An 18,223-nucleotide genomic window follows, 5' to 3' on the forward strand; every position below is an offset into this window, starting at 1 on the left:
TCACGGTTTTAAATTTCATTAAAAATACTGTTCAATCCGCATTCAATTTTATTAAAAATATAATTATTAATGTAATGAACTTTTTGAAAAATTTCATTCAAGCGGCATGGAACTTTATTAAGGATACGATCATTGGAGCCGTTCGAGCCTTTGTTAATTTCGTAGTTGATAATTTTAATAGACTTAAAAATACTATTTTTAGTGTTGTTGGCGCTATTAAAGATTTCATAGTAAGTAGCTTTTCTGCAATTAAGAAAGCTATTACGGGAGCTTTTACAGGTATTGTAGATATCGTAAAAGATGTATTTGGCAAAGTGGGATCCATTGTAAAAAATGTAGCAAAAGATGCAGTTAGCTGGGGAAAAGATATCATTGCTGGTATTGGTGAAGGTATGGCTGCGATGGGTGGTTGGGTAGCTGATAAAGCAAAAGGCGTAGTCAGTGGAATTCCAAAAGCAGTTAAAAAGTTCTTTGGTATCCGGTCTCCTTCACGTCTAATGATGGAATTCGGTGGATTTATTACAGAAGGTCTAGGTGTAGGGATGGAAAAAATGATTCCTGCAGTAGATAGAGCTTCTGAACTATTAAATAAAGCCGTTGTTCCACCTAAACCAATGAAACTAGTAACCGATGTATCTACTCAAATTGGACAAATGGGAGCGCGCTCTGCTGATTTAATCGGTAAGACTGCACATCCATATGCTGGACAAACCCACGTTGAAAAGAAAACGGATAAAGGCGTAACAATTCAAAATGCTACATTTAGAGTCGCTGTTGAAAAACTACAATCTGCAGACGACTTTGTAAAAATGAGAAAGCTGCTACAAAACGTAGTTGCTGATGATCTAATGGGAATGGCGGTGCGAAATGTATGAGTATATTAAAAACATTGCATAGAAGAGGTGGTTCATACCATCTCTTAGGGGATGTAGCAGAAGTAAAAAACACAATACGATATACGATTAATTTCTCATGGCCAGGGACATATAACTTTTCATTTATGTCCCAAGTCCCTATCGGTTCTGATGGTATGTTACCAAATAAATATTTTATTGTTCGAGTAAATGGTATTGAGAAATTTAAAGCAAGAGGTGCTTATGCTTGGGAATCTAGAGAGATATTTGTAGGTGCAGGACCACAAACAATTGAATTCACAACAAGCGGTTATGGTGGTGCAGATGTAGCTTATATACGTGATGTTCATTATTACGCTTTTGGATTCGTCCCAAACATCGCAATGATTGAGCAAACAAAATTACCGAAATCACTAGATGGCTTAAAAACCTATAATGTCATGCATGGATACCCACGTTTCCAAAGTGCTGGTAACAAAGGATGCGAAGTAGAATTTACTTTACTATTCAACGATATCAGTTATTGGCGTGATTTCATGAGGGAAATATATCGCCCTCATATTATTACTGGTGATTACGGTACGTATGGGGGTATAATTCCACCAAATGAAGTAGATGCACTACGAAAAGGAACGCTAGTCATAGCAAAATGTAAATTAATATCTATGTCGCAAGCAGGAATAGGAGTTGATGGAATGTGAGAGAAGGGTCTATTTCTTTAATTAGAATGTTAGGGAGCTATTTCCAAGTGGGTAATAATTCCCCTAATTTAATTGTTTATATGAAGAGAAGAGACTCGTCTTCTTACGTCCAAATACAACATCGTGTAACGGGTCTAGAAGTTCAGGAGAACGCCGACCAGTTCGCAAGTACATTTACTATTACCTTTGCAAATGAATACGGTCAAATGGCTCCTGATAATTGGTATGGTAAGTTTTCTTCTATTCAAGAATGGTTTTATAACAGTGAGGTAACAAATACAAATCAATTGTATCCACAAACTGAATTTAAGGTGTCTATCGGTTACGGTGAAGAAGCTTTACCATATATACATGGTTTTGTATCTGATGTGAAGATAAACGCCGAAAGTGGTACAATCTCTGTCACTTGTACAACATCATATAAAAAGGTTCTGCATAAATCAGTTGTTCCAACGCCTGGATCTGATGAAATTGTTGCACCAACCGGTAATGTTTATGATGTTGTTAAATTCTTTTTCCAAAAAGCAGGGGTAACATTACACGGCAGCAGAGTAAATATTCCTGGTACCAATCAAAGTTGGATTGTTGAAGGAGCAACCGGTAAGAGGTTTCAAAAATGGGATGAAATTGTAAGGGACATTATAGATACAACATTTCATTATATAAAACATGAACCGGATGGAAGTTGCACGTTTATGAAAATGCCGGACTACGCAATTAATGAACCTGCAAAGTTTAACTTTACCGAAGGGGATAACCTTATCTCGTTAGATATGCAGCTAACAGATCAAGACATAAGTAATAGTGTCGTTGTTAAATGTGGCGATTACGCAAATGGATTCATTAATCCGTTTCTATTAAAAAATGTTTCGCAGGGTGATTTACGAGAGGAAATGATAGAAGTTCCCTGGGCTACAACATTCTTTGCAAGAAGAGCAGTTGCTGCAGCTTATCATTTAAAAGCAATTCAGAAGTTCAGAACATTAACAGTTGCAGTCGTTGGAGATCCAAGGATTCAATTATTCGATGTAATTTCTGTTTACAATAGAGATTCTGGCCAACAATGGAATTACTTTGTTAAAGGTATTAATACAATGGTATCTGCAGATGATGGATTCTATCAAACTTTAGATTTAACAGTTAACTATGGTTATGAACCTGCTCCGTATACAGATATAACTGGTATTACAGTAAATGTAGATACATTACGATTAAAACTTTGGGATTGGGATGTAGAAGATGGCGACTTATTGAATATTTATTGTAATGACAAATTAGTTGCTGAAAATTATTTCATTCGGAACAATCCGACGTATGTTGATATCCCACTTGAATATGGCGTGAATATTATTGTATTTGAAGCAGTACGAAACCCAAAAGGGATTCTTACAGGACGTTTGCAAGTACTAGATACAAAGAATAATATCTTATTCGATTATGGTTCCTTACCAGATTTATCATTTCCTCGGGTAAATCAAGATGCAAATCACTATTATATCCAACGTCCGGCCAAAACATGGTCTGTTACGAGGGTAAACTAGGGGTGATTCTATGATAATGCAAAAAAACTTATATGATCCAATTATGTATTTAATGAAGGGTCTAATCGATAGGCAAATATATACCGGCGGTAAACCAATGCCTGGTAATGACCCGAATGACGTATTTAAGGAAGGTACGACTGAAGGATATACACTTATTCGTGATGGTGCTCGACTATCAGCGGTTGATGGTGATAAATATCTGCATTATGATTTAGTTTTTAATGCACAAGGTATGTTAGAAAAGGTTCTTGTCTCTCATAAAATAACCGGAAAAGAAATGGAGATACAATTAATATACAATGCAAAGAAACAATTAGAACGTGTACAGCCGCGTATTCTAAATAAAGGTAACGGTATGCTGCCTGATTTATCAATTCCCGATGTGTCGTAATGATGCACGGGAATTTTTTAATACACGAAAAAGGGTGATTGCTCTTGTTTGAAACAACCTATTTAGCCGGTGGGCGATTAGATCCACCTTTCCACCCAACAAAAACGGAACCATTTATACCTGGTTTCATTATGGATTCTACATCATTTAAAACAGATGAAGTGAAGTATACATTACCTGCCGATATGGAGATATACGCAATTAGTGTTAGTTCCTCCATTTATGAATTAGATGATAAATGGGATTTAATCGTGAACGGCCAGACTGTTTGCCAGGATATATATACAAAACGGCTTCCGGAAGGGATGCACTTTATGGTTTATAAAGCAGCTGCAGCAGGAAGTACAATTACATTCCGATTCCATAATCAAGGAATTCTTGATAAAACGGTATGGTTTGAACTTCACTTTTTAAGATAAAGGAGAGTACTTTATGAGCTTTGCAGTTAATTATATGGCTGGTGGAAGATTTGACGCACCTTACTTCCCAACTAAAACAGAACCATTTATACAAGGGCGAAGAGTTGGTATTTATGATGGAATGCATGTAGATAAGTTTTTATTACCATTCGAAACAGAAATGATTGCTTTTTCTGTTGCTGCTTCACATTACAGTGACAACGACTATTGGAATTTATTTATTAATGGCCAACAAATCTTTAAAGAAGTTTATGTAAAAGATGTGCCAGAGGGGTTTAACTTCTCCGTTGTAAAACCTATACCTGCTAATGCGGAGATAAAGTTCGAATACCACAATGTATCTGCAGAGAAAAAGGCTATATGGCTTAATTACCAACTATTAAGAGATTAGGAGCGTGAAATAGATGGCATACGTTGAAAAAATAGTTACAGAAGCAGATTTTCATAATTCACTCATAAATTTAATGACTGAAAACGGTTGGAAGAAAGTCCAAACTTTTTATAAATACATTCAGAGGGAGAAACAGCAAGGGGACAAAGATAACATTACTAAATCGTATCATTTTTGGTGTGCAAAACATGTTATCTTACAAAATTCAGATGGTGGCATGTACGGCATCGTTCAAACCTGGGCTTGGGAGACTAAAACAAAACTAAATATTGATTTCTCTACAGATAAAGGCAAAACAGAATTTCGTTCTTACTTAGAAGATAATCCAAGATATAAAGATCGTTCTTGTATGTATCTATACATGATAGAACAAATTCCAAATTATCAAGACAATAGCGTAATTCCTATGGGCGCCCAAGAAGGTATGGAATTTCAAAATATTATGGATGTTGAATTAGCTGACGTAAAGGTGACTGAAGTTAGAAATGTACGCCCTAGTGATGGGGAAGTTTATTACACATATAACTACGATTATACAGATCTACCTGAATTGATGATGTCCCCTTGGGTTAAATGTTCATTTAGAAACCCTAAACTAACAAAAATAGACGCCGATTCGAATTGGTGGCCTGATTCAATGGTTCGTATTACGGGACAAGTAGATAAATCACGTGTGGTTCTTCTAATACAAGCTGATAGAACGCCTGCTTTCGATAATAACTCTGTTCCTGTAATTCCTGTTTATATGGGGAAATTAGAAAGTTATGCAGCAGATGACACAATTGCTGATGCTCTTTGGGCAGGAACGGCTTATGATGCAGGCGATGAAGCAAGCGCGCATAAATATGACTTTGAAAGTAAAACTCCATTTAGGGATGTTAAAAAATATATGCCAAGGACAAAATCGTATCCTAAAAGCCCAGGTAACGGTATTGATAACATCATAATCAAGCGATCACGTTTTGGAGCAAGATATCAAGCTCATTATCTTTCTTGGAATGTTACACCTAACATGATGCCACCAGACAGAAAAAGCACAACCGGTGGCCAATATCCGAACGCATGGCAGAATCATGAAAATGATGAATATAAATATCAATTTAACCCTTCTGTTTACAGCAATAAAGTCCATACGTCCCGAGCGTATATTGTTCATCCGGAAGAAGGTGTTCGTGGTTATATGCCTTATATCGTTCTACTATCACCTTTAGGTTTATTAAATGGAGATAAATTGAAAGTAAGGCAAAATACTTGTCCAGATACTCATGATATTTATCGTTTCTTTACGGTCGATGCAATTTCACCAATTACCAAATTACCTGCTACTGCTTATCGACCAGCTGGATTAGGAATTTACGAAAAAACAAGATAAAGGCGGATGAATATAAATGTGGTTTGATAAAATAACATATTTGCAAACTCTACCAAATGACTTAGAAAAAATGTTTACCACTAATGGATGGAATAGAAAACTATTTTTCAGGATTCGTAGTGGAATTAGTAAGTTTATTGATGTGCGTTTATTTGAAGCAGCTGGAAGTGATGGAGAACGTAGAAAACTAGGTGTAGCAACTGCATACGATACGAATCTATCAGATTTTACCGATAATAGATACATTACAGCGGATTCTCCGTTAGGTAAATTAGGTATAGGTGACGGCACGAAGAAAGAATTTCAAATGCCTGTATTTCCAATCACAGAAAGCTCTCTTATTGTTTATATAAATAGTATCGTAAAAGATAAAAAAGGTTACACGGTGAATGGGCGTACTGGAGAAATTAAGTTTACTGACGCACCTGCGAAGAACGATAAAATTACATATGAATGCCGACTTGCTAACGATGCATATGAGCCTTCTAACGATATGATTTTCTTCACTTACAGCCAATACTTTATTGAAAAAGAATTAAAACTATCAGATCAAGCAAGTAATTTAGGGAATGGGAATGGAACAAAAACAGAGTTCCAATATCCATTCCCTAATTTCGATGAGTCACGCACCATTTTTTATAAAAATGATGTCATCATCTCACCAGAAGATTACACCTTTACCGAAACAAAAGTTGTATTTAAAAAAGCACCTGCAAGTACGGATAATATTAAAATGGCTGGATTCTATACAGTTGAACCTAAAGCAGATGGAACCATCGATACCCTAACAGCAACGAAATCTTTTGATACAGAGGATATGTTAGCCATTATGAATGAAGTGTATTCAGCGTTAAATTTCGCCAATCCTTCACCGTATACGCCGATTAGTTTTACGCCAGAAAAACGATTTACAAGAGACTGGAAACGAGATTCTGTTGTTTACATGTATGGAAATGCCAATAGAGATCGTATAGCAATGTTTATGCGCGTAGATCCAACACCTGCTCCTATTCGTGCTTTATTCGTCCCTGTTTATATTGGCCGAATGTACACATTTGATAATGCACCACGAAGAAATATGATAATCGCAGCAGGTTGCCGTACAGGTGATCAATTTGTATATTCTGCAAATAAAAAAGTAGGAAATGCAATAATAGATTATGGAGAAAATACAAGTAATGGGAATGAAACGGTACAATTAGCACAATCTTATACAGGCTCTATGTACCAACATCATTATCTTTCTTTCATGACCCATAATATGGACGTTGATAACGGGCAGGGACGCTTCAATCCGTCTGTTTATAGTGGTAAATATCATTTATCTCAAGTTTATATTGTTCATCCTAATGATGGGAATGTGGGTAAATTAGATGATGTTTATGCGGTCCATCCAAAAAACATTCAACAAGCTGATGAATTAGAAATTGAAAAAACAGTTTCTAATGAAGTTTTAGGAAAAGGTAACGGGGTGCGTAAGATATTTCATTTAGAACACAAACCTAAAGGCGATACCTTGAAGATACTACGTTCTTGTATAGAGGTTCCAAAAGAAGAATATGTGTACAATCCCGATGATAAAACCATTACATTTAATGAACCACCGGTAAATGATGCTGAAATTATAGCTTATTATGAAATGGCACAATTATACCGCTATACATTACCAACAACACCCGTTTCGCCTATGACGCAAGCAAAAGCAACGCCTTTCAATCCAATTGGCTTAGCGATCTACAAAGAAGATATCTAAAAATAAGGGGGTAGCAGAAGAATGAGTGAAAAAGTTTATTCTATTGCTTCCCCTTCTATATGTACCAAAGAAAAAAGTCATGTTGTCACAATTGGTTCTGGACCTAATAGAAATGAGAGAACCTATTCTTTTTCTATTACTCCAGCACATACGGAAAATAAGAATGATGTTGTATATCCAATTTGTATCGCTCCTTATGCAAGGCATAAAGCGGTTAGAGAAGATAATGCAGCAGTCACTGCCACGAAGGTACGAGCGAAAGGAATCTTATCTAGTGTAGTTGAGGAAGCGCTAAGACAAAATGAATTTGACGCTTCTATTTCTAACACAACTGATTTCGAATTAAATCGAATTATTAATGTGGCTAATTTGGAAACGCAGCAGTCTCAACGGAACGATAGTATTCCAGTGCAACTTATTTCTGCGGATGAATCCATACAACATGAACGAATTTTCGATATAGACCATATCGAAGGGGTAGAGAGCGAAAGACCAAATGAAAGAAACGCAGTTGTACATCATACAGATGAATCACAACTTATAACCAGAGAATTCGAAGTAGCTCAAATCATAGAGCAGGATATATTAAAAAATAAATTACGTGAATTCGTAGCTGCCGGTGTCGATGAATTACCAGAATGGGTAAAAGTCGCTCGTGTACTTTATGGCGAAGAGTTTTATCAAGATGTAAGTTCGATTGTAACTAGAGAAATGCACGGAGAATATAACGAGGGCGCTATATCAAGTATCGTTTCCCCAGACATCGATGCATTAATTAACACAGAGGATATTGGTGAAACAAAACGAGAAAGCATTGAGACTCGTTGCCCAGATGATTACGAAACATTTGCAACTGAACATGAATTAAAGGCTTCTTTAGAAGAATTCGATTTGTTCGAAGGTATGGGGACTCCCGTTTACCTTCCTGACTACGACTTGTTCGCTAGAATTCAAAGAGAACTAGCAACGAATATTGACATACAACATGATTTTGAACGTAAGAAAATAGAAAATGCAGATTTACTTCCAGGTGAAGATTTAACAACTGCAGCAAGAGAACCTGTTATAGATGCTACTCGTATAAATTTTGACACTTCTATTCGGATGAAGGAACTTAATGCCAATTCTATTATGCTAGAAAACTCAAATAAACATGTGGGTGTATTTGCTGCAGAAAGTATCGAACCTTATACATTTGAAAGAACAAATGATCAGTATGCTGATATTGTACAAATTTCTAATTCTGAGCGAATTGCAAAAGAACTTGAGTCTGTTCTTCCCGATACACAGGTATCTGTAAAGAAAGAAAAAATATTTACAACCGAAGTTACAGATTCACAAGAAAGCGAAATTACTTCGCGTATATTATCGGTTGAAGATATCGCTGCAAGTACCAATGCACTAAAAATACAAAATACATTTGAAGTGATAGAAAGCAGCAAAGAGGAATTTATACGATTAACCGAATTAACTGCAAATATTGCACATATAGACGGTGCTGATCGCTTATTAAATGAATCACAAGCGGATGTAATTGGGTTAATTAATGCAGACAAGGAAGATTCGCCAGTACTTGTAGATGTATCTGAAAGCATTTCATCCGAATTAAAAGCACAAGATATTCTTACTACTATAGAAGACCATGATTTTATTGCTAATAAAACAATAAAAGAATTACCGGCTTCCATAGAAGAATTTGATTTATTTGAAGGTATGGGGATTCCTGTATACCTTCCTGATTTTGATTTATTTGGTCGTATTCACAAGGAATTAGAAACACGCATTACGCTCTTTGAAGACACTTCTAAACTATCACAAATAATGCAGATGAAAATAGATCAAACAGTTGTATCCGAAAAAGTAGAAAAAGAACTTCTAACTATAGCAACCGAAGAAGTAGCTTCTGACATCGTTCCAGTTACCTTAGATGCTGAATGTATCGATTTAGACGCTTCTTTTAAACAAAATACACAACAAGCTCTGATTACAGAACAAGAAACCTTTATTGGTATACGTGAATTTGAAGGCGGAGTTATCTCTGATATCACACCAGCGGATAAAGAAATTATAACAACAGATACAGAATTAATTAAAACCGTAGATGCAACAAGGGAATCTGAACAATACGTAATTGTTAGTGAATATGAATTATTAGAGCGACAGGATTTTGTAGAAGCTATTACTAGCGGATCAGATACGTTTGATAGAGAACATAAATTAGAGAGTGTTATAGAGGAATATGAGCAATTTGAACGCATACCAGAACGAGAATCTGTTCTAGAGGATACTGAACAATTCAAAATGGAGAGAGTACTAGATACAGAAAAACCAGATGAATTAATAGTTATCGAAATAGAAAATGATAATCCGAAATTATGGCTACGACATAGCCGTCAATCTTGGTGGACAAATTCAAACTGGAAGAAAACGAGATAAAGTGAAGGTGATAGAATGGCAACACACCAAATAGGTAATAGTTTACTAAAGCCGGAATCCGGATGGAATCGTAAGTATTGCCAACTCGATAACGTTAACACTTTTTTTCAAGGTGTAAGAGATAAGAATAAATACCCAAGTGCTAGGTGGGCTATAGTAGGTGGAAATGATAATCCTTCTACAGAAGGCTGTTGGCTTGCATTTTATGGACCCGGAAATATAGATGATGATATATTTTCATTTACTTTTACCGGAACATCTTTCAGAATAATGCAAAAATTCTACCCGACACATCGTTATAACATAAAGGTAAGAATAAACGGTGGGAATTGGATTAAAGGTTCGGTAATTTATAATAATCCATCTATGTTTAGAGTCTGTTTTGAGAAATTAGATTTACCTAAAGGCACCCATAGAGTAGAGGTAACCCATGATGGTTTCACTGCTGGTTCAACTGATAAGGATATTTATATGATGTTAACTGCTATTGATTACGCAGATTTAAGCGCAAAAGTAGGGGATGTTTTAAAAGAACCGGAACCTGGTTGGAAACGGTTTGATGATTCAAATAGCTTAATTAATTATTCTGGACCTTGGGCTGTTAGTACGTCTGAAAACAGTAGTTATAATAAAACTGTTCACTTCTCTGGTGCTTCAAATCCAGGTATTTTTTCTGCCACATTTTCATTTTACGGTACGTCCTTACGAATAATTGGAATAGTGACAGAGTATTACCGAAAAGGGACTATCACGATAGATGGTATTACAGAAGAAATAAATTACAATCGAGTAGGAGTAACACAATGCGTTCTAGTATATGAGAAACTCAACTTAATAGAAGGGAAGCATACTGTCACAATATCAGGAGAGAAAATTAATTTAGATGCCATCGATATTGATGATACCGGAGAGTTAATTCCAATAGATGTAGCTAAAAAGCCCAAAGTATCTCTATACGAAAAAGAAAGCGGAAAAATATTTGTAGATGACTTTGATTCCGTAAATCCAAAATGGCTAATGTCACCATCAAATGCATTTAACAGTCCTATCAAAAAAGGATTCTTACGTATGAATCATTCGGCAGATAAAGACGTTATGCTTTTAATCGATAGACCACAAAGTAACTTTGCAATACAAGTTATTGCGGATTATGCTCCTACAAAAGAAGGAGATGAAGGTGGCTTACTAATCTATCAAAACGAAAAGAATAAAGTTGAGTTTCTCGAATCCTATTCTGCTAATAGTTCACAAAGCAATAAAGAGTGGATGGCAATATGTAAAGAAGATCAATGGGACTTTTATACAAAGACAGATACATTTTTTGATTATGCGGATAACGATTCATTAGCAGCAAAAAGAATTGGTGTTGTTCTAAAAAGAGGAACTGCAGAGGGATTTGTACCGCTAGACATCAATAAAATCATTATGACAACAAGCAACATGTTACGTCTGCGCCAACTATATGGTAATTATAAGGTTGTATTAAAAGATGCTGCAGGTAATACCCTTTCTTCTAACATCGTAGCTGCAGCTCATACAGGTATTGATATTCTACTTCCTTCCCTAGAGTTTGAAGGAATCATAGAAATATATGACGAGGATAACGAACTACTGGCAAATAAACAAGCTACCTTCTATGGTGGAGATATGTATTGTATGGGTTCATCCCTACAAATCAAAATGAATAGCGAAGAATTAAATACAACGGATCCAACGAATTTAGGTTACATGTTGAATAATGAGCGTATTGAAAAAATGACAATCGTAAATGATAACATCGGTCCTGCTACAAATATAAAACTTTCAATAGAGCAGTTCATGGAGAAAGTCGGTTATACCTGGGCGCTTATTTCACTAGATGGTACTAACTATTCAAATGAAATACAGATTGATTCAGTTGCTGCACAAGATACGCGTGATTTTTGGGTGAAAGTTGTGAAGGATACAAATTTCCTAGCATTTGAACCTATTTATTTTAATATTCATCTAAAACATAATTGAGGTGAATACCATATGGGAACTGTAATGAAATTATATAGATATACATCCGAAAGTGAGATTACACCATCCATCCTTATTGAGAGGAATGTACAAATTACGATTGAACCTGGAAAAGTTCTATATGTTCCATTGGATGTAGGTTGTAACAAATACGATATTCGTACAATTCAAGTTACAAATGATTCAAACGTTGAAGCGATGTTATTTATGTACGATCAAAAAGAGAATGGGAATCAAATTTATAAAAGCTTATCAGAAAAAAGAACGTACGATATTCTATCCATTCCATGTGAGGATAAAGATCATACAAACAAGGTACATCTTTATATAGAAAATAGGGGCGTAGCAAACTCTACTTTTAATGTTTCTATGAAAGCAATACGTTTAAATTAGGGAGGAACATATAAAATGACAAATAAAATTTGTAAGTTACACAGACTAGAGCGCAGAGAAGTCTTTATGAAGATTATCGATGAAATGAAAAAGGCTGGATGGCAGCAATTAAATGTTGACAAACCATCAAAAGATAAGATTTATGTCATGTACTCAAGTGGTAACGATGGTACCAAACCTATTTACATAGAATTGCGTCCATTTGATACAAGTACCTCAAGTGAAAATTTAGTAAACAGTACTTCTTATGATGATTTAGATATAAGAACTCCTGATAAGTATATGACAGATGGCAGCTTCCGATTGATTAATGGATATGATGAAGTAAAGGGTATAGGGAAAGGAGGAGGAAAAACTTATGTTTGGCCCTTAGTTTTTCATCAAGGGAAAACTAATGGTGCAAATTCAGCAACCCATTTAACCTATTCCAAATTGATGGTAGATTTATACTTATATGTTGATAAAGACACCGTTATATATTGCGTTTACGAGAACGATGATATTATCCCGGACCGAAAAAGTAAAACTGTAATAGGTTTTTTAGGTATTCCAGGAGAATGCTATCAGAAAGAAGTATTCACACCTATGTATGGTTCATCGCCATTCAGTGTACTAATCAGTGCCGGTTCTAACTGGGGTATAAATTGTGCTTTAACCACAGGAAGAACATATTTTAATTGGAAAGGGTGGGGTGAAAATCCGATTGTTCCAACCTTTTTCTGGGATAAGGTATTTTTAAAGGCGCCTTCATTAGAAGGAAACATAATATTCACATCACTTTTTATGGGAGATGACTTAGATGGATTAAGAGCAAAGTTTGATGGTTTTTACATATATAGGGGTTCAAATTACGTAGCTGGTGACATCGTTGAAATTACTCAAGGCGAAGAAGTACAAAAGTATAAAGTCTTTAACACTTCCTACGTTGGTGCATGGAGTTCATTTAGTAGTCACAATATTGCTTTACGAATAGAATAAGGTTGGTGATTTTATGACAATAAAGGGTGTAATATTTCAACCAGAAAACTTATATAAAACTGCAATACGAAAACCACAAATACGGAAAGGTGTTATGTTTAACTTTTCCCAAAACGAAAGTCAAACTACTGAAAAAGAAGTAATGAAACCGCCGCGTACTGAACCACTAGAATATGCGTGGAAGAAAATGAACATATAACTTTATCGAAATCAAGCGTGCAGCAGCAGGCTTTTTATTTTGGTCAAAATTTGAAAGGAGGTGAGAACTTGGAACGAATTCAAGAACTTATCAAGGCATTGAATATATCTGATGTAATTACAAGTACTCAATTTAAAGTGGGTGGCATTATAAGCGGAGGACTAGGAACATTAATTAATTTGCTATATGGTAAGGCGAATGTAATTTGGATTGGGATTTACTGCTGGATTATCATGTTGGACTGGATTACTGGTAGTAAAGCTTCAAAGCTAGATGGAACATACAGCAGCCAATATGGAATTGAGGGCATCACGAGAACCGTGGTGCTTTTATCATTACCGGCTCTCGCACATTTATTTGATATTGCTCTTAAACTACCAGATTTCTTTTTCTTCATGGTAGTTGGTGGATTGAGTTATCACATTTTTAATAGTTTCGCTGCAAACTGTGCACGAATCGGCTGGGAAAAGTGGATTCCTGCATGGTTGCTAGAAAGTGTAGCATCTGAAATTCAAGCAAAGATTCAAAGATCTGATGCAAGAAAAGAAAAACAAAAAAACAAATAAAAATATACGCCTTACCTAAGGAGAGCATTGTCAAAAGACGGTGCTCTTTTTGTTTGGCTAAAAAGGGGAACATACACAATGAAAAAACCATTGAAACTATTTAGTTCATTATTTATGACTCTATTGCTCTTATTTTCGTTTGCTACGGCTTCTTTCGCTGATAGAGTACTAATTATCCAAGACTTACCGAAACAAGCATATCGCTACGGTGTGGGCGCTTATGAGGGTGTTGTAGCACATAGCACAGCAACACCAGAAGCACCAGCAATTAATATTCAACGTTACGAATCTCGTACATGGCGTTCTGCTTTTGTTCATTATGCAGTAGATTGGGATGAAACAATCCAAATTGCCGATACAAAATATATTGCTTATGGTGCTGGACCAGCTGCTAACAAACGATTTGTTCACGTAGAGCTTTCTGAAACTAGTAATCCAGCTAAATTTAAATCTTCTTATGAACGTTATGTAAAACTATTAGCTAAGATTTTAAAAGATAGAGGAATTCATCCAAGTAAAGGATTATGGACACATAAAGATATTACTTATAAATTAGGTGGAACCGACCACGAGGATCCGCTTGATTATCTTCGCAGTCATGGTGTATCAGAATCACAATTCAGAACAGACGTACAAAAGGCGTATGAGGGCGCGACGGTTACAGTTAAACCAAAACCACAAGAACCTTCTCAAAACGTTACATGGACAACAGGCGTCGCTTATATCGATGGGTATAATGTAAACCTTAGAAGTGGACCATCAACAAATTACGGTGTTATCCGTCAATTAAGTAAAGATGAATCATATCAAGTATGGGGAAAACAAGGGGATTGGCTAAACCTTGGTGGTAATCAATGGATTTATAACAACCCATCTTACATTAAATATCAAGGAGAACAAACCTCTGCTGCAAGTTCTGTAGTTGGAAAACGCGTCGTTTCTAAAGTGGACAACCTTCGCTTCTATGACGCTGCTTCCTGGTCTGATAAAGATGTAGCAGGGACGGTAGATGAAGGGCTTGGATTTATGATTGATGCTAAAGTATCAGTGAATGGTTCCGCACAATATAAAGTACACAACAGTAAAGGCACAACATACTATGTAACTGCAAATGAAGCCTATGTGTATGTGAAGTAGAAAAAAGGGTATGCCCAAACTTGGGTATACCCTTTTTTTGTTTATTTTTACGTAAAAAATGGATATTTTTCTATAATTTAGCCTACTTTCATTTGACTCACGTCAAATGAAATGCTATAATAAGAGTATAAAGAAAAGGAGGTGAACAAAGTGGATTGGATGATAATCTTAGGAACGATAACAGCGTTCATAACAATTTACGCTCAACTTTCTTCCGGTGTTAAAAACACAATTGATATTTACTACAAAATCAAGGAAGAAAAAGAAAAGAGTCGCTCCCGCCAAGAAAACGACTCTGAGTAAGACACCGCAAGAGAGGGAAACCTCTCTTGTACCTAAGATTATATCACATGACACTATACTTTATGAAAAAAGTCATTTTTAACAGCATACCAATTATTGTAATTCTAGGGTACATTTTGTACCAAATTGATTACACTGATTTACAAACATTAGATTACATCTACATCGTACTATGTATAATTGCCTTTGTAATGATGGTGTTCAATTTAGTCACTACCTATATCAAGGAGAAAAAGAATGTATAATTTTAAAACTAAAGACGATTTAATTCGCTTTATTCAAGATGAAATCGTAAATACTTCAGAAGCATTAGAAATTTTAGGTTGTTCACGACAAAATCTAAATGTGATGGTGCAGAAAGAAAAAGTGAAACCAATTAAAGAAATGTCACGAGATCGATTGTATTTCAAAGAGGATATTTTAAAAAGTAAAGAGCAAATGAGAAAGTAACCCTAGATCGAAGGGTTACTTTTTTTATAGATTTTTGTTAGGACGAACTAACAAAAATCAAGATATGAATTAGATGGGATATGGATAGTTAAACTTGTACGCTGAGGTTTGGATAAAAACTTATACGTTACCTACACAAAGACACCTTGTATCGCAAGGGTTCTTGATGCTTTAAATTTGTTAGGTCGGCATGACAAATTTACTCTAACAAATTTCGGGTTTGTGAATTTATACGAAAAACATAACAATTACCTATTTATTTTATATCAACGAATTCTTCAAAATTCAATCGTGTATTTAAACCAAAAGCATCCGTGTAATATACCGTTTTGCTTTGCTTATCAATATCTATAACAGTAATGTATTCATCATGGATAAATCCATCACGATAGTATGAAATAAATATTTCTTTTGTTTCGTGAAGAGATTGCATTAACGCTCTTTCTATTCGTTCCATAGTATCTTGTGTTAAAAAAGGTTTAGGTACTTTATATTGTTCCTCAAATATTCTATGTATTTCCTCGTATTGCTCCGGCATCGAAGCAAAAGGGTTCCATTTCACCATACCTCTTCCACGTACTGTAGGAATGCCGTTATATTCCATGATGTAATACCTCACTTTTGTTTTTTAACTCCATTATATACGAACGTACGTTCTTTTGGAAGCATAAAAAATGCGCCATCACTATCAAGATGATGGCACGCAATATACCCGAAAATGATTATAGCATATATCTATTTAAAACTATATTAATTTAGAAATAACATAAGTAGCAGCAGGAAGAAAAAACATAAGAGAAAGTGTTCCATAGTACCATATGCGGTCTGATTTACATTCTTCAATACCAAACCATTCATTTAATCCCTGGTACTTTTTCGCAAAGAATGAGCGGATTGTTCCGAACAGTTCCTTTTTGCTGCGTGTTTGTGGTAGAATAGGCTCACTAGTGGTTAGTTTGAATAGGGTATTTGACATTGTTAAATCATCCTTTCAGATTTTCATAGTGTAGAGAACGCTCTTTCGTGCCGGCAAGCTGTGAAGAGCGTTCTCTTTTTATATTCAGTTGTAATTACTCTTTTTCGAAATTACCGCCCCTACCTAACTTCGGGCGTTTTCTTTCAACTTTTTTAGGCTCTACTTTTTCTTCTTTCATAGGAGAAATAATAATAGAACCACTAGTATGCATGTATTGTCTAATAGCAGTACGTACCATTTCAGCTTTTCTATTACGTGGTAAAGATTCTAACCAATCTTTAATATCTTTATCTAATACATCATCATAAGAAAGAGGATATACCTTATTCGCCATCTTCTTCGCCTACCTCAAATTTACCGTATCTGTAGAAGCCCTCCACGTTTGCAGTTTGGCTTTCTTCTAACTTTGTTACTTTACCAATCCATTCTTCCAATAATTCATGGAATGTATTCGCGCCACCGCCAGAAACTAACACTTCATCAAAACGATCAAATGTTTTCCATGCATTATTTACTCCGTTTACGATAAAATCATAAACTTCTTTAATCGATGCAGTTTTTTCATCATTAAAATCAATTGGATCCATACGCTTTGAAGCTTGGTAAGCACCTTCTTCAAATACTTTTTCTAATTTATAGTCATTAATAGTTGCACTTGTTTCTTTTTTAATTTTAGCTACGATTGGTTCATAAACATCATGCATTCCTTTTGGAACAGAAGTAGATTCTTTTTCACGACGCAGCATAGAGATTACATCTAAATCTGTTGTACCAGTTCCGATATCAATAATACCTACTGTCATATCTTCATAAGAATCATCTGCTACAAATCCATCTTCATCTAAATAACGGCTCATTACAGTTCCAACTGGTTGAGCAAGAACAATAACATCTACGACATTAATCGTTACTTTTTTTCCATTCACCTCAAGCTCATGAGTTCCTTGATAAACTTCTTTAATTTCATCAACGGCTTTTGTTCCGATTTCTTGGCTTGGAACACCAGTTACAACTAAGATTTCATCGTAGCTTTTCACATTTGTTTTAGCAGCCATTTCAGCTAATGCAATTTTTGATAGCGTTTTATACTGATTAGTTTTATAGCGATTTTGTTGAGCGTATGTGTTTAAAGTATTGTTCACTTTAATTATGTCATCGCCCCAAACATATTCTGTTCCTTCAACTTTATATGTTTTAAGCTTCATCTTCCCACCAGACAATGCTTCTCCTACATTAGAAGAGAATGAATAGATTGCTGGAAGTGTCTTTTTAAACACATCTGTACGCATTTTTACAGCACCATTCCCATGATCAATAGCAAATACTTTAGTCATTTTATCGACTCCTTTAAATTATCAA

The 18,223-nt window shown here is 35.4% G+C and carries 21 protein-coding genes; 17 read left to right on the top strand and 4 right to left on the bottom strand.

The annotated features are described in order from the left end of the window. The 17 genes from MR079_RS23185 to MR079_RS23265 form a co-directional block, all read left to right on the top strand. Positions 1-875, top strand: an 875-nt coding sequence (locus tag MR079_RS23185; protein ID WP_472927145.1) for a phage tail protein, incomplete at its 5' end; no start/stop codon positions are given. Then, positions 872-1,555, top strand: coding sequence for a hypothetical protein (locus MR079_RS23190; protein WP_000025603.1), 684 nt, complete (start codon positions 872-874; stop codon positions 1,553-1,555). The genes MR079_RS23185 and MR079_RS23190, both read left to right, overlap by 4 nt. Further along, positions 1,552-3,096: a hypothetical protein gene (locus MR079_RS23195; RefSeq protein WP_242294707.1), complete on the top strand. Its 1,545-nt coding sequence runs from the start codon at positions 1,552-1,554 to the stop codon at positions 3,094-3,096. The genes MR079_RS23190 and MR079_RS23195 overlap by 4 nt, the downstream gene beginning before the upstream one ends. Positions 3,097-3,106: 10 nt before the next feature. After that, a complete protein-coding gene (locus MR079_RS23200) occupies positions 3,107-3,490 on the top strand; it encodes a hypothetical protein (protein ID WP_163262890.1) in 384 nt (127 codons plus the stop codon). Positions 3,491-3,534: 44 nt separating this feature from the next. Then, complete coding sequence (locus MR079_RS23205) at positions 3,535-3,909, top strand: Low copy number virion structural protein (protein ID WP_163262892.1); 375 nt, start codon at positions 3,535-3,537, stop codon at positions 3,907-3,909. 13 nt (positions 3,910-3,922) lie between these two features. After that, positions 3,923-4,300 (top strand): Low copy number virion structural protein, encoded by a 378-nt coding sequence (locus tag MR079_RS23210; protein ID WP_242294708.1) that lies wholly within the window; start codon positions 3,923-3,925, stop codon positions 4,298-4,300. 13 nt (positions 4,301-4,313) lie between these two features. Next, positions 4,314-5,672, top strand: coding sequence for a hypothetical protein (locus tag MR079_RS23215; RefSeq protein ID WP_242294709.1), 1,359 nt, complete (start codon positions 4,314-4,316; stop codon positions 5,670-5,672). Between the two features lie 16 nt (positions 5,673-5,688). After that, complete coding sequence (locus MR079_RS23220; protein ID WP_242294710.1) at positions 5,689-7,425, top strand: hypothetical protein; 1,737 nt, start codon at positions 5,689-5,691, stop codon at positions 7,423-7,425. Between the two features lie 21 nt (positions 7,426-7,446). Continuing rightward, the gene (locus MR079_RS23225; RefSeq protein ID WP_242294711.1) at positions 7,447-9,861 is read left to right on the top strand and encodes a hypothetical protein; all 2,415 of its coding nucleotides are present in this window, start codon (positions 7,447-7,449) and stop codon (positions 9,859-9,861) included. A gap of 15 nt (positions 9,862-9,876) precedes the next feature. Beyond that, positions 9,877-11,862, top strand: coding sequence for a hypothetical protein (locus MR079_RS23230; RefSeq protein WP_242294712.1), 1,986 nt, complete (start codon positions 9,877-9,879; stop codon positions 11,860-11,862). A gap of 12 nt (positions 11,863-11,874) precedes the next feature. Continuing rightward, the gene (locus tag MR079_RS23235; protein WP_242294713.1) at positions 11,875-12,255 is read left to right on the top strand and encodes a DUF1998 domain-containing protein; all 381 of its coding nucleotides are present in this window, start codon (positions 11,875-11,877) and stop codon (positions 12,253-12,255) included. 15 nt (positions 12,256-12,270) lie between these two features. Then, positions 12,271-13,233: a hypothetical protein gene (locus tag MR079_RS23240; RefSeq protein ID WP_242294714.1), complete on the top strand. Its 963-nt coding sequence runs from the start codon at positions 12,271-12,273 to the stop codon at positions 13,231-13,233. Positions 13,234-13,246: 13 nt separating this feature from the next. Beyond that, complete coding sequence (locus MR079_RS23245; RefSeq protein WP_242294715.1) at positions 13,247-13,432, top strand: hypothetical protein; 186 nt, start codon at positions 13,247-13,249, stop codon at positions 13,430-13,432. Between the two features lie 68 nt (positions 13,433-13,500). Continuing rightward, positions 13,501-13,998: a phage holin family protein gene (locus MR079_RS23250; RefSeq protein ID WP_242294716.1), complete on the top strand. Its 498-nt coding sequence runs from the start codon at positions 13,501-13,503 to the stop codon at positions 13,996-13,998. Between the two features lie 78 nt (positions 13,999-14,076). Then, positions 14,077-15,135, top strand: a complete 1,059-nt coding sequence (locus tag MR079_RS23255; RefSeq protein WP_242294717.1) for an N-acetylmuramoyl-L-alanine amidase — start codon at positions 14,077-14,079, stop codon at positions 15,133-15,135. A 150-nt stretch (positions 15,136-15,285) separates the two neighbouring features. Beyond that, positions 15,286-15,438 carry a hypothetical protein gene (locus MR079_RS23260; RefSeq protein WP_242294721.1) on the top strand — a complete coding sequence of 51 codons (153 nt, stop codon included), beginning with the start codon at positions 15,286-15,288 and terminating at the stop codon, positions 15,436-15,438. Positions 15,439-15,675: 237 nt separating this feature from the next. Then, a complete protein-coding gene (locus MR079_RS23265) occupies positions 15,676-15,888 on the top strand; it encodes a DNA-binding protein (RefSeq protein ID WP_098159801.1) in 213 nt (70 codons plus the stop codon). Positions 15,889-16,144: 256 nt separating this feature from the next. On the opposite strand, the gene MR079_RS23270 is transcribed toward MR079_RS23265, so the two are convergent. The 4 genes from MR079_RS23270 to MR079_RS23285 form a co-directional block, all read right to left on the bottom strand. Next, entirely contained in the window at positions 16,145-16,492 is a 348-nt protein-coding gene (locus tag MR079_RS23270) for a YolD-like family protein (RefSeq protein ID WP_242294718.1), read from the bottom strand. A gap of 141 nt (positions 16,493-16,633) precedes the next feature. After that, entirely contained in the window at positions 16,634-16,864 is a 231-nt protein-coding gene (locus MR079_RS23275) for a hypothetical protein (protein WP_242294720.1), read from the bottom strand. Positions 16,865-16,958: 94 nt separating this feature from the next. Further along, positions 16,959-17,198, bottom strand: coding sequence for a hypothetical protein (locus tag MR079_RS23280; RefSeq protein ID WP_060852793.1), 240 nt, complete (start codon positions 17,196-17,198; stop codon positions 16,959-16,961). After that, positions 17,188-18,198, bottom strand: coding sequence for a ParM/StbA family protein (locus MR079_RS23285; protein WP_098521389.1), 1,011 nt, complete (start codon positions 18,196-18,198; stop codon positions 17,188-17,190). Before MR079_RS23285 ends, MR079_RS23280 begins: the two co-directional genes overlap by 11 nt. Between the last annotated feature and the right edge of the window lie 25 nt (positions 18,199-18,223).

This window comes from Bacillus cereus group sp. BfR-BA-01381 (assembly GCF_022663555.1).
GTDB classification, from domain to species: domain Bacteria; phylum Bacillota; class Bacilli; order Bacillales; family Bacillaceae_G; genus Bacillus_A; species Bacillus_A pacificus.

Coding starts and splice junctions, on each gene's coding strand:
- MR079_RS23235 (WP_242294713.1), top strand. CDS start 11,875: ATGGGAACTGTAATGAAATTATATAGATATACATCCGAAAGTGAGATT.
- MR079_RS23225 (WP_242294711.1), top strand. CDS start 7,447: ATGAGTGAAAAAGTTTATTCTATTGCTTCCCCTTCTATATGTACCAAA.
- MR079_RS23275 (WP_242294720.1), bottom strand. CDS start 16,864: ATGTCAAATACCCTATTCAAACTAACCACTAGTGAGCCTATTCTACCA.
- MR079_RS23190 (WP_000025603.1), top strand. CDS start 872: ATGAGTATATTAAAAACATTGCATAGAAGAGGTGGTTCATACCATCTC.
- MR079_RS23215 (WP_242294709.1), top strand. CDS start 4,314: ATGGCATACGTTGAAAAAATAGTTACAGAAGCAGATTTTCATAATTCA.
- MR079_RS23200 (WP_163262890.1), top strand. CDS start 3,107: ATGATAATGCAAAAAAACTTATATGATCCAATTATGTATTTAATGAAG.
- MR079_RS23220 (WP_242294710.1), top strand. CDS start 5,689: ATGTGGTTTGATAAAATAACATATTTGCAAACTCTACCAAATGACTTA.
- MR079_RS23210 (WP_242294708.1), top strand. CDS start 3,923: ATGAGCTTTGCAGTTAATTATATGGCTGGTGGAAGATTTGACGCACCT.
- MR079_RS23245 (WP_242294715.1), top strand. CDS start 13,247: ATGACAATAAAGGGTGTAATATTTCAACCAGAAAACTTATATAAAACT.
- MR079_RS23230 (WP_242294712.1), top strand. CDS start 9,877: ATGGCAACACACCAAATAGGTAATAGTTTACTAAAGCCGGAATCCGGA.
- MR079_RS23265 (WP_098159801.1), top strand. CDS start 15,676: ATGTATAATTTTAAAACTAAAGACGATTTAATTCGCTTTATTCAAGAT.
- MR079_RS23255 (WP_242294717.1), top strand. CDS start 14,077: ATGAAAAAACCATTGAAACTATTTAGTTCATTATTTATGACTCTATTG.
- MR079_RS23270 (WP_242294718.1), bottom strand. CDS start 16,492: ATGGAATATAACGGCATTCCTACAGTACGTGGAAGAGGTATGGTGAAA.
- MR079_RS23240 (WP_242294714.1), top strand. CDS start 12,271: ATGACAAATAAAATTTGTAAGTTACACAGACTAGAGCGCAGAGAAGTC.
- MR079_RS23285 (WP_098521389.1), bottom strand. CDS start 18,198: ATGACTAAAGTATTTGCTATTGATCATGGGAATGGTGCTGTAAAAATG.
- MR079_RS23280 (WP_060852793.1), bottom strand. CDS start 17,198: ATGGCGAATAAGGTATATCCTCTTTCTTATGATGATGTATTAGATAAA.